This is a genomic window from Paenibacillus sp. GSMTC-2017 (assembly GCF_016019935.1).
Lineage (GTDB): Bacteria > Bacillota > Bacilli > Paenibacillales > Paenibacillaceae > Pristimantibacillus.
Map to the genome: position 1 here is coordinate 581,431 of NZ_JAECMT010000004.1, position 14,575 is coordinate 596,005.

General features: G+C 41.6%; 13 protein-coding genes. 6 read left to right on the forward strand and 7 right to left on the reverse strand.

What is annotated here, in order from left to right; translation table 11 throughout:
• Positions 1–20: 20 nt before the first annotated feature.
• The 4 genes from I6N90_RS18640 to I6N90_RS18655 all read right to left on the reverse strand — a co-directional run bounded on the left by I6N90_RS18640 (position 21) and on the right by I6N90_RS18655 (position 4,702).
• Positions 21–803, reverse strand: coding sequence for an alpha/beta hydrolase (locus tag I6N90_RS18640; RefSeq protein WP_197937111.1), 783 nt, complete (start codon positions 801–803; stop codon positions 21–23).
• A 168-nt stretch (positions 804–971) separates the two neighbouring features.
• Complete coding sequence (locus I6N90_RS18645) at positions 972–1,634, reverse strand: Crp/Fnr family transcriptional regulator (RefSeq protein ID WP_197937112.1); 663 nt, start codon at positions 1,632–1,634, stop codon at positions 972–974.
• 202 nt (positions 1,635–1,836) lie between these two features.
• The gene (locus tag I6N90_RS18650) at positions 1,837–2,652 is read right to left on the reverse strand and encodes a hypothetical protein (RefSeq protein WP_197937113.1); all 816 of its coding nucleotides are present in this window, start codon (positions 2,650–2,652) and stop codon (positions 1,837–1,839) included.
• A gap of 34 nt (positions 2,653–2,686) precedes the next feature.
• A complete protein-coding gene (locus I6N90_RS18655; RefSeq protein WP_197937114.1) occupies positions 2,687–4,702 on the reverse strand; it encodes a M1 family metallopeptidase in 2,016 nt (671 codons plus the stop codon).
• 104 nt (positions 4,703–4,806) lie between these two features.
• Between I6N90_RS18655 and I6N90_RS18660 the strand changes: the two genes are divergently transcribed.
• Both I6N90_RS18660 and I6N90_RS18665 read left to right on the forward strand, forming a co-directional pair.
• A complete protein-coding gene (locus tag I6N90_RS18660; protein WP_197937115.1) occupies positions 4,807–5,331 on the forward strand; it encodes a YwhD family protein in 525 nt (174 codons plus the stop codon).
• Positions 5,332–5,525: 194 nt separating this feature from the next.
• Positions 5,526–7,502, forward strand: a complete 1,977-nt coding sequence (locus I6N90_RS18665; RefSeq protein ID WP_197937116.1) for a serine hydrolase — start codon at positions 5,526–5,528, stop codon at positions 7,500–7,502.
• Between the two features lie 68 nt (positions 7,503–7,570).
• Here I6N90_RS18665 and I6N90_RS18670 read toward each other — a convergent pair whose 3' ends face one another.
• The 3 genes from I6N90_RS18670 to I6N90_RS18680 all read right to left on the reverse strand — a co-directional run bounded on the left by I6N90_RS18670 (position 7,571) and on the right by I6N90_RS18680 (position 10,216).
• Positions 7,571–8,056, reverse strand: coding sequence for a DinB family protein (locus I6N90_RS18670; protein WP_197937117.1), 486 nt, complete (start codon positions 8,054–8,056; stop codon positions 7,571–7,573).
• A 166-nt stretch (positions 8,057–8,222) separates the two neighbouring features.
• Positions 8,223–9,428: a hypothetical protein gene (locus I6N90_RS18675; RefSeq protein WP_232243100.1), complete on the reverse strand. Its 1,206-nt coding sequence runs from the start codon at positions 9,426–9,428 to the stop codon at positions 8,223–8,225.
• Between the two features lie 50 nt (positions 9,429–9,478).
• The gene (locus I6N90_RS18680) at positions 9,479–10,216 is read right to left on the reverse strand and encodes an MBL fold metallo-hydrolase (RefSeq protein WP_197937119.1); all 738 of its coding nucleotides are present in this window, start codon (positions 10,214–10,216) and stop codon (positions 9,479–9,481) included.
• Positions 10,217–10,522: 306 nt separating this feature from the next.
• Between I6N90_RS18680 and I6N90_RS18685 the strand changes: the two genes are divergently transcribed.
• The 4 genes from I6N90_RS18685 (at position 10,523) to I6N90_RS18700 (ending at position 14,530) form a co-directional block, all read left to right on the forward strand.
• Positions 10,523–12,649: a sensor histidine kinase gene (locus I6N90_RS18685; RefSeq protein WP_232243101.1), complete on the forward strand. Its 2,127-nt coding sequence runs from the start codon at positions 10,523–10,525 to the stop codon at positions 12,647–12,649.
• Positions 12,639–13,268, forward strand: coding sequence for a response regulator transcription factor (locus I6N90_RS18690; RefSeq protein ID WP_197937121.1), 630 nt, complete (start codon positions 12,639–12,641; stop codon positions 13,266–13,268). Before I6N90_RS18685 ends, I6N90_RS18690 begins: the two co-directional genes overlap by 11 nt.
• Before the next feature lie 63 nt (positions 13,269–13,331).
• Positions 13,332–13,931, forward strand: a complete 600-nt coding sequence (locus I6N90_RS18695) for an RNA polymerase sigma factor (protein ID WP_232243102.1) — start codon at positions 13,332–13,334, stop codon at positions 13,929–13,931.
• Positions 13,928–14,530, forward strand: a complete 603-nt coding sequence (locus I6N90_RS18700) for a hypothetical protein (protein ID WP_197937122.1) — start codon at positions 13,928–13,930, stop codon at positions 14,528–14,530. The genes I6N90_RS18695 and I6N90_RS18700 overlap by 4 nt, the downstream gene beginning before the upstream one ends.
• The last annotated feature ends 45 nt before the right edge of the window (positions 14,531–14,575 follow it).

The following is a 14,575-nucleotide window of genomic DNA, read 5'->3' on the forward strand; positions in this document are numbered from 1 at the left end:
AGCCCTATTCCTTCTCTTAGTTAGTCTCTTCCAGCCTCAACTAGCTTCTCAGCAATTATATCCGGGTGTGTATGCACAGTGCTCACATGGTCTCCATCGGACACAATAAGTCTGTACATACCCAGATTACTGGATTGTGCTGGATGCCAAGCGAACGGTGCCGGAGGGAATGCGATATCCTCAGTCAGGAACAGATAGCTTTTCGGAATTTCCAAGCTATAAAATTTCTTCAAGTCGAGCTTTTGGAACAATGGTCCTGCTGGTTCAGTTGGTGAAACGTCGTAAATTGCTCGTGCCTGCTGTGCAGTTGCTCTATTTGCAAAGGTTTCACGGAAGAGCGGAAACGGCAGTGTAATTGTATTGTTGCCGGATGCTGTACTTAAACCATGGAAAATTTGCTGAACGGGTTCTGGCATTTGGTCAACCAAGCTTTCTCCGTCTTTCGGGACGAAAGCATCAAAGAAGACAAGGCGGCTAATACGATCATGAACAAATTCAGCTACTTTAGCAATGATCGTTCCACCGAAGCTGTGGCCTACGAGAACAATATGTTGCAAGTTCTGCTCTGTAAAGTAGTTTACAACGGATTGAATAATGTCATCATGCGTTACTTCGGGGTCAATTTTAGGTCCATGTCCTGCGTATTCAGGAACGTGGACAGTATGTCCTGCCTGGCGGAGAGAGGCAGCTGTTTCATCCCAGAAGCTGACGTCTGCCCAAGCCCCGTGAATGAGTACGAAGTTTAGTTGTTCTTGAGCTAAGTTATTTAAATGAGTTGCTTCGTTAACGGTTTTGCTGTTCATAGTAAAACCTCCATTTTGATGAGTAGTAATGTTCTGAGATTCATATTATCAAAGTGGGTACTTGCTTCTCCGTAACTTTATCACCGAAGAACAAACTTTTTTACAGAACGATTGCTGTAGGTTAGTTTCTCCAACCATAAGTCGTATATACGCAGGGAAACCGTAATCTTAATCGATAAGTTCTTGGAGCCGCTCACGTTGAATATGTGTAATTTGCCCACGCGATGCGCGTAGTAATCCATCGTTCTCCATAGATTTGAGTGTGCGACTGATGACTTCGCGTGCAGTACCTAATTCGATAGACAATACATCGTGTGTAATAGAAAGTGAATTGTTGTCACTACTCGTCATCAGTAGCAGATACTCGGAAATTCGACTGCGAATTGTTTTGAAAACGACGCTGTCGATTAAATTGGACATAACAATTAGACGACGTGCAAATGTTTTGAAAATATATTGGCGAAAGCCCAAATAGTTATTCATCCACTTTTGAAAAATACGAACGGGGATGAATAATACGGTTGTCGGCTTCTCAATGCAAGCAGAAGCTTCATACACCGATTCCCCCAAAATACTTGATGCCATCATCGGGCAGCACTCACCACTACTGATACGATACAAGGTTACTTCTCTTCCGCTGTCACTAAGCTTGTACATACGGACTGTCCCATCCAAGATGAGTGCCGCGTGTTCCAGAAACTCACCTTCATAAATGACATGGTCAACAGGGAGTGAGGCGATAGATATTCCATCTTCGTTCCAATCTTCTATCGAAATATCAGAAAGACTAGGGAATAGCTTGATTACAAGTTCAATCTGTTCCGTTTTCATATTGCCGATTACCTTCTTTCTTATATGTACGAACAATGATGTCCACTATGTAGGTTTGAATTATTGATTAACAGTAACCATGTCATTATGGCACTCATGTCCGTCTTGATCAAATTTAATTGAAGAGATTCATTCAAAGGATAAGCCACATAAAAAGGCGGTGCAGGGATTGCTCCCTGCACCGCTAGTTGAACCGTATAACTCAGCGCTCTGATTTCAAGTAATGGTATTGCGTTGCAATGGTCCAAACTTTAAGTAACGTTTGAATAAGCGGGTAGCTTTGGTGCAAGATAAGTGCGAATAAGCCAGCCCATAACATCGAGATGCTAGTAACTGCAAGGCCAAGGAGTACGGCAATCCCCCACATAAGAAAAGAAATGGCAACGTATGAAGCAAACCTTTTGATAGAAAGCCACAAAGTGTGGATGATGCCGTCACCAGAGACAGCTCCGAATTGCATAGCTAGGAAGAGAAGATGGAGTAATCCTCCCCATAACATCCAAATGAGAGCACCTGGCACAATAGCAGTGAGCACCTCTGAAGCAGTGTCACTCTTAAGAAGGATATGTAGCACCTTAGGGAAAATCCACCACGCTGGAGCAAGTAAGAGAACAGCTTGAATCCAATAAAGTAGTGTAATGGGTTTCCATGTTTTGCGAACACCCTCTAGGAAACGTGTGTTTCCGCCATCCTTAGACTGTTGATGAAGCGAGTAGAAGAAGCCTGCATTAAAGAGTGGGGTAAGCAACATTCTTGCAAGGAATAATCCACCGATTAACCAGAGATAAGGATCGATAAGGTCTGTTTTGAACAATTGAAACTGAGCTTCTGTCATATACGTCTGTACTGCACGATCGGTCGTTGAAGCCGACGGGAACCTTCTTAGTAGCGGTGCTACTGTGTTATCTATTATGCGATATAAGAAAAATCCCCAAATCAGTTGATACACGAACAAGAGAAGCACGAAGTGAAAATGTTTAAACGTCATGCGCCATCCTTGCCTCATATGAGCTTTCATCGTTATCACCCCTTGCAAGCGGAATAGTGAGGCTTTACCAGCTTAATGAACTAAGTAAACCTTCGATTAGCTTCGTTACGGCGAGGCTCCAGCGGGTGCGTGATTCATTCGGCAACTCAGCCAGCATATAGTTGTTAATTAGCTTGTTATCTAGTACATTCGTATGTTCAGGGTCAACGCTAACCCATTTAAGAGGAGAATCTGAGAGCTCTGTATATTGAATATGAGCTTCATCGCCGAGCCACACTTTACTAATCGAAGTACCATCTGCAAACGTAAATAAAATAGGGATAGGACCATTAGTACCGCCATTTTTCTTAATTAAAATGTTGGATTCATAGTTGTTGCCATCATCTCTGTTTATTGCTTTTACTTGAATGGCTTCAACAGAGAAGTCCGCCATTTCGTTACTATAAACAAATTGATTAAAATACTCTGTCCACTTTGCTTTTGTCACATGTTCTACAACACGTTGGAAATCAGCTGTAGTTGGATGCTTGAATTTATATTTCTGGAAATAAGTTCGCATAATTCTGCTCATCATATGCTCGCCGACTTTATTTTCGATGTCGACGAGTACTAACTTAGCGCGCATATAAACATTTTCTGCATATTGCCGATGATTCGCATATACCCAAGAAGGTTGCTTAAGCGGAGCAGGATGGGTCATATAGCTCGCTTCCATTCGCAAATTTGAGTTAATGCCATAGGCCGCAGCCATCACTTTGTCTTCAGCAAACGATGTGAAGCCTTCGTCGAGCCAAGCTTCTTCGAATTCATTGGAAGCAACCATTCCATAAAAGAACTGATGACCAATTTCATGTACGACGGTTCGTTCTAAATCATACCCGGGACTTTCACTCTCCGCAGCAAATGATGTAACGAGAGTTGGATATTCCATTCCTCCAGCACCATTAGCACCTTTTGGAGGGACGACGATGGATAACGTATTGTAAGGGTAAGGACCATACCATTTGGCATAGTTAGATAAAGCTGACTTAGCGGCATGCATATAACGATCCTTCAGCCCTGCATGAGTGGGATCGAGATAAAGTTTGATGCGTACACCCGGAATACCATCATCTGAAAATGCAGTTTCTTCATAGACAAAATCGGGAGATGCCGACCATGCAAAATCATGAACGTCTTCAGCATAGAACTGAAACAGCTTTGTTCCATCACTAATCACGGTAGGCTTAGTTTGAAAACCTGTAGCAGCGACAGTATAAGATTCCGGTACAGTTATAGCGACACTATAAATGCCAAAATCGCTGTAAAACTCTGAATTACCGTGGTATTGATGGACGTTCCAACCTTCCGAAGCGCGTCCTCTCATGCCAACGGTTTCGTAAACTGCAAGTTTTGGGAACCATTGTCCAGCCATGATGAAGTTTCCGGAGTAACCCATTCGAGCGAACACTTCAGGAAGTTTCACTTCAAAGCTCATTCGAAGTGTAACGGATTTACCCGGTGCGACCGGCTCGAGAAGACGAAGTCTAGCGAGTGTAAAATCACTTTTGTTCCCGTCGTCCGGCTGCGTATACTGTAAGCGAGGCAGCAAGCTTTCCCCTTCTAGTGTTTGTAAAGTAAGGAGTTTCAGATGGCTCCTGCTGTTCGCAGTAGCTTTGTCTTGCCTTAGCTTTCCACCTGATTCTGTCATGAAGGTCGTCTTAGGGGATAAAAAGGCGTTAGGATACAAGTGGAAGTAGAGCTCGGACACTGGTTTTTCCCCTGGATTCGTCCAAGTTACATCTTGTGTGCCGTCTAGATGTTGGCCGTCGTCCCTAAGTGCGACGTTGATGTGATAATCGACAACCCATTTGCTCATTGGTTTGTTTTTAGCCGAAACTGTTGCGTCCGGCTGCTGGACAACTGGTGGCTTGGCCGAAATTGGTGCAGGCGAAACAGGCTGCATAGCTTTGGCGGCAGGGGCGAAAGCATAGGTATATTGGGATTGCCAAGCGTTCCCGAAGCCATATTTCACTGAGACAATTAGCAATACGGCACCGAGCAAACTGAATATAAGCCGTTTGATATTGCGTGGGGTCATTGAACGTTTCCCTCCCGTTGACAAGCATCTAAAGCATGTATATGTTTGCAATTCCAAGATTATTAGCTAAAATGGAATTATTGTATGGGGAAGGTGGTATAACGATGACAGAAGAGCAAAGCGTACCGGTACAACCGGAAGTAAAAGAGAAAAAATCATTGTCGCTCAACGTAGTGAGCAGCAAGAAACATAAAGGTTTTGGTGCAGGATCAATCGATTTAAGTGATGTAGCTTGCGTTATGATTGATGGAGGTACTGCTTATCTTGATGTAGGGATTATGCATGCGAAGAGTAAGGTGGAGCGCGGCATCAAATTTACTCCTAATAAAGAAGATACGCCAAATGGTCGCGAATGCTGGATCGTATGGGTAGCTGTTGACCGTAATGAGGAAGGGTCTTACTATGCAGGAGTTACGTCATGCGAGATGTTGGTTGATTCTGAAGCGAAGCGTGGATGGAAGATATTAGCTGATCACGTTAACCGATTGGATTATGCGATTAAACGCCGTTACATGCTAGACAATTTGGGTGAGGTCGAGCAAGCAGCTCTGCGCAAGCTCCTTATTGAACATAATGCCGAATGGTGGGACCGTTCGCCTGCTGAGCTGAAGGATGCTTTAGGCGGTTAATATCATAATAGATCGGAAGATATTACAGAGGGCTGCCTTGATTAAGAGGCTGCCCTTTTTTGCGTTCTACACATTGCGTGATCACGCAAAAGAAATACGAAGTCTCCACGATATTCGTCATCTCTTACGGATTTCATAGTGTGCCCTCAATGTTAGCATGAAGGGGTACACTACTAAACCAAAGGAGACTTCTTATGAAAAAAATCATGATGTTACTGCTCGCGGTCACACTATTGCTCCAAACAGCATTTATCTCAGCCGATCCGAAAGCAAATGATGATGCTGTTAAGCTAGATAAGAGGGATGTTAGGGCATTTGCTAAACAATTTTTTGAACAGAAGGAAATAGCTGACCAACTAGCAGGTGCTGTTCTCGTTGTTGTCAAAGATGGGGAAGTTCTTCTGAATGAAGGGTATGGCTATGCTGACATAGCTACGAAAAAACCAGTTGATCCGCATAAAACAGTGTTCCGTATAGCGTCGGTAACGAAGTTAATAACAGCTGTAGGTATTATGCAACTAGCTGAAACAGGTAAAGTCGATTTAAACAAAGATGTACAAACATATTTACCAGATACCCAAATCCCGAATAAAACAGGTTTTCCGCTCACTTTAAAGCATCTTTTGACTCATACGTCTGGCTTTGACAATGGTACTGCAGCGGATCCAAACAAACAATATTCACTTGAACAATATGTAAAAGATACGATGTCCACAGTAGTAGTAAAACCTGGTGAGGAGTACAACTATAATAACTTTGGGTATGATCTACAAGGATATGTCATTGAGAAAGTATCAGCACTTTCCTATGAAGATTACTTAAATAAACATTTGTTTGATCCGTTAGGAATGGCTAATAGTAGTCTTATATTCAGTGAAGAAGTGAAAGAAGTCATTGCTACTCCTTATAATGGTGAACTTAAGCAAGCCGAGCACACGATTAACGAACCCATTAATATGCCTAAAGGAGGTATGTTTTCTACTGGAACTGATATGGCTAACTTTCTTCTAGCAATGGTGAATGGTGGTAAATTCGGCGGTGAGCGAATCCTCACTGAAACGTCGGTGAAAGAAATGGTAAAGAGACAGGTTACAATCCATCCGGAACTTCCAGGTGTAGGTTACGGCTTCGAAACGCTCCACTCACAATCGTATAACGGTCATAAAGTCGTTGAGAAACTCGGAGATTTACCCGGCTTCCATTCAAATCTATGGCTACTACCCGATCAAAATACAGGGATGTTTATCGCTTTTAACAGTGATAAAGGTAATCTGCGTATACCTTTTATAGAGCAGTTTATGAATCGTTATTTTCCCGATACCGGTAATAAACCTACCTTTATAACTCCAGCCCCGACTAAAGGGCAATTACTGAGATTCGAGGGACAATACAATCATCTACGTAATCCTGCGAGGAATTTTAGCATTACGGCAACCGAAGGATCATTAATCGTGGAAGATTCGTCGGGAACACATATTTTGCGACAGGCTAGTGATATGTTGTTTTACGATGAGGAAGGTAATGGTGTTGGATTTAAGGTCGATGGGAATGGTGATATTAGTTACTTCAGCAACAATAAGACAGGCAGTTGGTATAAAAAGATGCTCAAATCAGATATGCATTTATTTAACGACGTTCCGAGTGATCATCCTTATGCTACGTACATTTATGGCTTAGTTAAAGCAGGAGTTCTCAAAGGGGTGGTGGGAAGCTTCGAGCCTGCGAAGGCAATGACTAGAGGTCAGTTTATGGGTCTAATTATTCCGTTATCCACTTATCCTATCACGACCCATCCGTCTACGTTTGTGGACACGAAAGGCCATCTATTTGAGCAAGAAATTCAGACAGCGCTTGAAATAGGCATTATTCAAGGATACTCTGGCAGTACGTTTGGTCCCGATAAGCCTTTGTCACGAGAACAAGCCGCATCAATTTTATGGCGATTGGTACGTATCCTTTTAGTTGGCGCAACGCCAGAGAAAGTAGAACTGAAAGGGCCTTTCTCATCATGGGCATCTGAAGGTATTCAATATGTTGTAGGCAATCAACTCCATGGACCTGATGTAAAAGTAGCTACTGGTCCGATTGACTATAGAGCGAAAGATAATATGCTAAATCAAGAAGTAGCGGCCATGTTGTACCGCTTGCTACAAGAAGCTACAAAAGAATGAAAAAGGAGCGGTATCCCCGCTCCATTTTTTTCACGTAACATTGATTTCTATTTATATAGACGTACAAATTACTTCGCCGTTGACAAGCTCGCTGCGACAACTTTACTGATGCCAGAAATCATACCAAGATGAACGGCTTCATGGGCGACTGCGAAGTTAAATAACTCACCGGCAGTATAGAAACGAAAAGGGCCTAGTTCAAATGGAACGGCTAGTGTTTTTTCAAGAGATTCCACAGTTACATTTGCTAATGCTTCACATTGATCAGATAGATTACGAATGAGTTCATCCTTAGTTGGTGGAATAGTAGTCCAGTCACTCGGTTTCGTCCCGGTTACAAACAATGCTTCATAGTTATTGGGTGTTTTGTAATCAATCGGCACACTATTTCTTAGAAACCAATTCATCATCGTTATGATGTGACCGACATTCCATTTGATTGTATGATTAAACGCCTCAGGCTGAACATCGTACCAGTCGTCTGGAATCGCTTGAATGGAACCGATCACCAATTGCCGAACAGTTACTGCCGATTGAATCATTGTTTGTGTCATAAGTAAATCCTCCTCAAAGGTTTAGGTTAGTTGCTACAATTCAAATCCTAGCCCCATAAGGAGTGCCATAACCATACATTTTAGTGCTATTTACTGCCAATATACATCTATTTCGCAAAAAAAACGATTGATTACTCATTAGGATGAGCAGTCAATCGATTTTTTGCTAACTAACGTTTTTCTCTTTCAACATCAGCGCAACTAGCTTGGCGCCAGCATTTTGCCAATTATAATAGGTACGTTCAGGTACATACGTTCGAAACCACTCATATGCTTCCAATGAGGCAGAATCTAATTTATTTGATGAATATCGCAAGCTATATGGTTTGATTCCAACGATATAAGGGAAATAAAGTGCATTATAGAAACGCCACTCATCTGCTGTACCAAATGTGTCTTCTTGTCGTGGTTTGAGATTTCCGATGCTTTCCAAAAGAATAGTTTTCAGCTCAATCGCCCGTTCGATCAATTCATCATCAGCATTACGTTCGCGGAGGCGGCGATCGATCAGTCGCAACTGAGTTAGAGGACTTGCTGCAAGCCGCTGCAAATCGCCAAATTGACTTAATGCTCGCCGAGTGTGCCTATAAATCTCCTCTTCATCCATTTCTTCAGGTTCCGCTTGATTATCAATTCGGAGTTCAGCATCTTCTACCATACGTAAACGAGCACGTTTCTGACGTAGCTTTGGGAGTGTTGCAAAGACGAACTTATCCAAGAAAGTACGAATCTGAGATACAAATACTTGGTAGGATACCGATGCACAGATGCTAATAAGTAATAATAATACCATTTTGCGATCCCACTCAGCACCAATATGGATGACGAGTGCCACTTGTCCAGAAAATAGGAGGGCAAATAGTATGGAATAATCTAATGACCGGAGAAGGTCTGGAAGCCATGCTTCACCGTGTGATTGTAATTTTTTTATCAATTCCCAAATGGCGAAAAAACTTAGTGTTAATCCGAATATATGTAACTCCCACACGAATGGGATGCGAAGCCACGAAACCCAATCATTAAGCAATATAAACGTATATAGGAGTAAAAGAGGTAAGTCAACGATTCGATTCATGGACGTTGAACGATTCCACATAACTATAGTTTTCTGATGGGAATCATTCTGAGTGAAATAAGTTTGTAATAACGTTATCCCCCATATAACAAACGATAGATGCAAGCACAAAGCAGTAATGGAGTCATAGTAGAGTAATGTTTCACCAGCAGATGATACTAATTGCGTTCCAATTCCGATGGCAATTAAAATAATGCTTACTCCAAACGCTATAAATCGCATATTTTGTTTATCTCGGTTACACATATATAGTCCAAGCCACAATAATAAACCGAACATCATATATGATATTGTCATGGTAACAATCACTTCTTTACTCCATATTTTAATTAAGCGCGCAAATCAACTTACAATAGCAAACATTCGTTAGTTTCTAGAATAGCAAGTTCAATCTTTCCCTCTGCACTAGCTAATAATCGATCTAGTACATTTGGTGTTTCGGCATAGAGTGGTGGGTGATGAATCGCTTTGTAATGTATGGGTACGAGCACGCTTGCTTCCAACACTAATGCAGCTGCAGCAGCTTGTTCAGGTGTTAACGTAATTGGTTGCCCGCTTGGACGGAGCCGAGGGAGCTCAAGAACAGCACCGTTAACCGGTAAACATGCAGCATCAAAAGGACCATATGCCTTTTGAATCTTCCACCAATAACCATGCCATAATGTGTCTCCGGAATGAATGAGTTTTTTCCCTTCTTCTGCTACTATCCAAGATACTTGTGGATCACCAAGACCATCAACGGATTGAGCGGCCGTTATTATGAAGCCTTCTATAGCAATGGTATCACCAAGCGATACCCCAATTAACTGCTTTAGAGGACTGCCTTCGACGAGTTTAAGTGAATCCTGAGGCAAATAAACGGGGATATCGTCACCATAAAAACGTATGATTGCTTCTGGATCAAAATGATCTCCATGGTGGTGTGTTATAAAGACAGCATCTACTGGACCGAATTCATCAAGTGGAACAAGCTCTTCGTGCGAAGTACCGAATGCGGTTGGGAAATGGTATAGCGGATCAATTACGATGTTCTGATCTTCACCTTGAACATAAATGCCTGCCCATGGCATTTTCTTGATTAACATAACATTCATCCTCTCCATTAATGGAATGACTAAACGGTATCGTAATTATCTTAGTAATAATTGGATAATGGTGTAAATAGTAAATTTCACTTGTGATAAAATAAAATGATATTCAATTTGTCCGAAGGATTGTGAGCTATGGTAAACTTCCGCCTAAATACAAGTATGAACCGCTTGTTCATTTATGGCATTCTCATTCTATGTATATGCGCAACATCGTACATTCAGTTTCGCTCTTTGACGACACCGGCTACCGGGATATTCGTTGAACGGAATAACTCAGCGGAATGGATAGTTTCATTTGTTATGGATCGACCTATTACTAGAGGGATGAACATCGAGGCTGGTGATCGTATTTTATCTTTCGATGATTCATCTAACCCTAAGCTTTTTGTATTAAATAATGAGAAGATGATAACTGATGTCAAAAAGATAAAGCTGCTGGATAAGCAGGGATTGCAGCGAACAATTGTTATTGAACCGACGCAGAGCGATAAGTTTGAGATAGGCTTTTCGTTTCTAATAGAAATATTTCTTCTCGGTGTTGGCTGGTATGCTTTTAGGAAAATGCCAGATTCACGCCTTATACATAAGTTTTTCTTGATCAACATGGTTATTGCTTTCTGTATTGTTGCGATGTTTTCAGAAGAAATTCATCTTTCTTACTACTTTCTTCCGTACTGTGTCATTTGGCTTCCTTATCTTCTGCTCTCCTTTTATTTACTTTTTGCATTTCGGTCCATCCATTTCAAGTTTCATCGATTACTGCAATTTTATCGCTTATATGCGATAGGTTTTTCCATATGTACAACTTACTTCTTCTATAAACAAGTGACTTATCAATGGGTGACCGATGTATTTAACATCGTTCTCATTTTAACGTTAATGATTATTGGTGGAATTACGGCAATGTGCTGGACAAGACTAGACAGAATCGAGAAGAGGCAACTATTCATTTTGTTTATCGGAGTATTAATTAGCATACTGCCCTATGTGTTACTACATGCTATTCCTGACTTACTTTGGACCGGATTTATTGTGTCTATTAAATACACGTTCATCGGTCTAGTTCCGATTTCTGGCACATTAACTTATTTACTCGTTCGACGCCAAATCATCGACTTGAAGATGTATGTTCCTAAGATCATTATTCACATCCTATATTATAGCTTAGCATTAGGCTTGATTTTGTGGTCGTCTGATTTGGGGGAAATCGGTTATGGGATTTTGTTATTTATTGTGTTCGGATTGATGACTTATGGTTATCGCTTACTGCTTAAACGATTGAAGCGTCAAGAAGACAGCAAGGAAGATTGGCTTGAAAATCAGAAGCTTCGTTTATCACTACAATTGGCAGAGAAAAAGTATATTCGTGATAGTCTTAAACTGTTTTCCAGTGTATTAGAAGATAAAATAAAGTTGCAAGGTTCTGCGCTGGTCTATATGGATGATGTTGCAGAACCCGTTGCACATCTTTCAGGTATATACGAATTCTCTAATCGCAATGATTGGAGCAATATGGACGAATTTGATCAAGTATTAGAGCTATCCCTCGGGCCGAAGCAGAGAAAGCTAGGCTACCTCTGTCTTAGTTCAAAGAGGAATGGCGCACAATTTACAACTATGGAACGAGATGAGATCGAGAGGTTCAGAGTCCAGTTGACCGAGGTACTCTCTAATGGAAAGAGGTTGTTCCAGCTTCAGAGTGAATACGAGTACAATAAGGATCAGATGAAACGGCATGAACATCAATTACATGATTTTCGCACGTATAGTCAAATGTTAGTCGAAGCGCGAGAAGCGGAGAAAATACGAATATCATATTTTTTGCATGATGACTTACTTCAAAATTTAATTTTCTTATCACGTGATATTGAAGAGCTTCACGATACTGGAAGATATGAAGCAGAGCGGGCAGCAGCTTGGCTGAAGTGCTTATACGATTCGCAGTGCAGCATTCGGTCTTTAAGCGACCATTTGTACCCGCATATATTAGATCGTGGAGATTTAAAAGAAGCATTAACGTGGTGTATGCGTGATATGAACCGTGAAGATATGATGGCAGTAGCTCTACAGTATGAAGTGCCTGTGCCAGAGCCTTTTCCCGCTTTTATTAAAGCTAATATGTTTAGAGCTATTCGAGAACTTATCGTCAATTGTTTCAAACATGCTGAAGCGACAGAATTGAACGTTCGAGTCTGGATGCTGAATGAACGTATTTATTGTAGCGTTTCTGATAATGGTAAAGGTTTTTCTGACATCTCATTGATAAGGCATCATGCTGGAGGAGGGAAGAGTTTCGGTCTCCTGTCAGTATGCGATCAAATCGAGCATTTAGGAGGACATGTAGATGTCAATTCCGTACTAGGTAAAGGTACGACAGTAACATTAAATCTTCCTCTCATGAAGAAAGGAATATCCTATGAACGATAATATACGTGTTTATTTACTTGATGATCATCCACTAGTACTAGAAGGACTTAAAAATCGTCTTGATGCTGAGCCAGGTATAGAAGTGTTACGTACTTTTACAGATCCTCGTGATTTTAGCGCTCAAATGGAGCGAGTTTGTCCAGATGTCGTATTACTAGATATTTCACTTCCACATATGGATGGTTTTCAATTAGCAGAGCAGTTGAAAGAACGTTACGGAAATACGCTCAAAGTCATTTTATTATCTGGGTATACATATGAGGATTTTTATTATAAAGCTTATAAAATCGGTGTACATGCTTATTTGTCCAAACAGGTTTCGTATGCCAAAATTATTAATGCGATTAAGCAAAGTGTACTCGGTCACATTATTATTCCGGAAGGACTTGGAGCTGCAAATGTTTCGCCAGATGCACTAACTCCTGCTGAACGTGCCGTACTTCAATTGCTCGCTAAGGAGAAAACAAACAAAGAAATTTCTGAGGAGCTTGCTATTAGTAAAAGAACGGTGGAATACCACTTAAACGCTATTAATGGAAAGCTTGGGGTGAAAACACGTATCGGTGCGGTTGTAAAAGGGTTTGAGTTAGGTCATCTTACTTTTTTAGGAGAGAAGTAGAACCCCCGAAATTTATTTTTAAAAAGAGTGCAGGGGTTACTCTGGTAGTAGACGTCTATAGTAATGGGAAAGGAGGAGAGCGACATTTTTGATGAAGCATGGATTGAAGCAGTACGTGACGGCGGGCCCGAGCACTATCGACCGTTCGTGCAGGCTTATGGTCCGTATATATACAAAACCGTCTACGCTGTGCTGCATTCGCCGCATGATGCGGAGGATGTAACACAAGAAGTGTTATTGCAAATTTATCGCTCCCTCCCTAATTACCGAATGGATGGACTTAAGACATGGATAACTCGGATTGCTGTGAATCGAGCAATCGATTTTAAGAGGAGCAGAGCAAGAAGACCAGAGCAGTTGATGGAGCAAGAATCGGTTGATCGACAGGAAATTACGCTTACGACCGAAGGGATGCTGGATGCATCTCCGACACCGGCTGCTGAGGATATTGCGTTGCGACGCGAGAAGAGGAAAGTTATTCAGGCAGGTATTAACGGATTGCCAAACAATTACCGCGAAGTTGTCACTGCATTTTACATAGAAGAGAAAAGTTATGAGCAGATAGCTGCAGAAACAGGACTTGAGCTCAAAAGTGTAGAGTCTAGATTATACCGAGCAAGAGGTTGGATGAAACAACACTGGCGAAAGGAGGATTTCGAATGAATAGAATGGATGCTGGTCATTTATCAATCGAACAATTACTGGCGTATGTAAATAACGGGTTAGACGAACGAGGACGCGAGCTGGTAGATCAAGAATTACTTGTTTGTGAACAATGCATGGGGCTATTCATGACCGTTATGGAAGACTCCGGCGACAACACTATCTATTCGGAGTCCTATTTGCCAGACTTTGACCAGCTTGAGGAACGTGTTATTGGAGAGCTTATGATTACTGCTGTAGACTTCGGAGAGAAGACGGCATTTGTGGATAATAGGTTGTCGCAGTTGGACGGAGATAAGGATCAAACGGTTATCCTTTCGCAGCAGTCGCTTAGTTCGGTACGCAAGAAACGTGGATCATGGCTTGGACATCCTATCATGCAATATACGATAGCAGCTTCTATTACATTATTGTTGCTGGCAACGGGAGTTTTAGCTGAGTTTTCTGGGCGGCTTCAGTCGCTGGACGGTGAGAAAGTAGCACCACCACCATTCGTCGCGCATGAGGAGTGGAAAGAAGATCCAACGTGGTCGGACCGTATGCTTAACCATACAAGCAACTGGATAGACGACTTACAGCAATCACGATTCAATAACTAACATTTGAGTGAACATATACGATTTAGTTACAACTATTGAAAGGAA

Coding starts and splice junctions, on each gene's coding strand:
- I6N90_RS18640 (WP_197937111.1), bottom strand. CDS start 803: ATGAACAGCAAAACCGTTAACGAAGCAACTCATTTAAATAACTTAGCT.
- I6N90_RS18645 (WP_197937112.1), bottom strand. CDS start 1,634: ATGAAAACGGAACAGATTGAACTTGTAATCAAGCTATTCCCTAGTCTT.
- I6N90_RS18650 (WP_197937113.1), bottom strand. CDS start 2,652: ATGAAAGCTCATATGAGGCAAGGATGGCGCATGACGTTTAAACATTTT.
- I6N90_RS18655 (WP_197937114.1), bottom strand. CDS start 4,702: ATGACCCCACGCAATATCAAACGGCTTATATTCAGTTTGCTCGGTGCC.
- I6N90_RS18660 (WP_197937115.1), top strand. CDS start 4,807: ATGACAGAAGAGCAAAGCGTACCGGTACAACCGGAAGTAAAAGAGAAA.
- I6N90_RS18665 (WP_197937116.1), top strand. CDS start 5,526: ATGAAAAAAATCATGATGTTACTGCTCGCGGTCACACTATTGCTCCAA.
- I6N90_RS18670 (WP_197937117.1), bottom strand. CDS start 8,056: ATGACACAAACAATGATTCAATCGGCAGTAACTGTTCGGCAATTGGTG.
- I6N90_RS18675 (WP_232243100.1), bottom strand. CDS start 9,428: ATGACAATATCATATATGATGTTCGGTTTATTATTGTGGCTTGGACTA.
- I6N90_RS18680 (WP_197937119.1), bottom strand. CDS start 10,216: ATGTTAATCAAGAAAATGCCATGGGCAGGCATTTATGTTCAAGGTGAA.
- I6N90_RS18685 (WP_232243101.1), top strand. CDS start 10,523: ATGGATCGACCTATTACTAGAGGGATGAACATCGAGGCTGGTGATCGT.
- I6N90_RS18690 (WP_197937121.1), top strand. CDS start 12,639: ATGAACGATAATATACGTGTTTATTTACTTGATGATCATCCACTAGTA.
- I6N90_RS18695 (WP_232243102.1), top strand. CDS start 13,332: ATGGGAAAGGAGGAGAGCGACATTTTTGATGAAGCATGGATTGAAGCA.
- I6N90_RS18700 (WP_197937122.1), top strand. CDS start 13,928: ATGAATAGAATGGATGCTGGTCATTTATCAATCGAACAATTACTGGCG.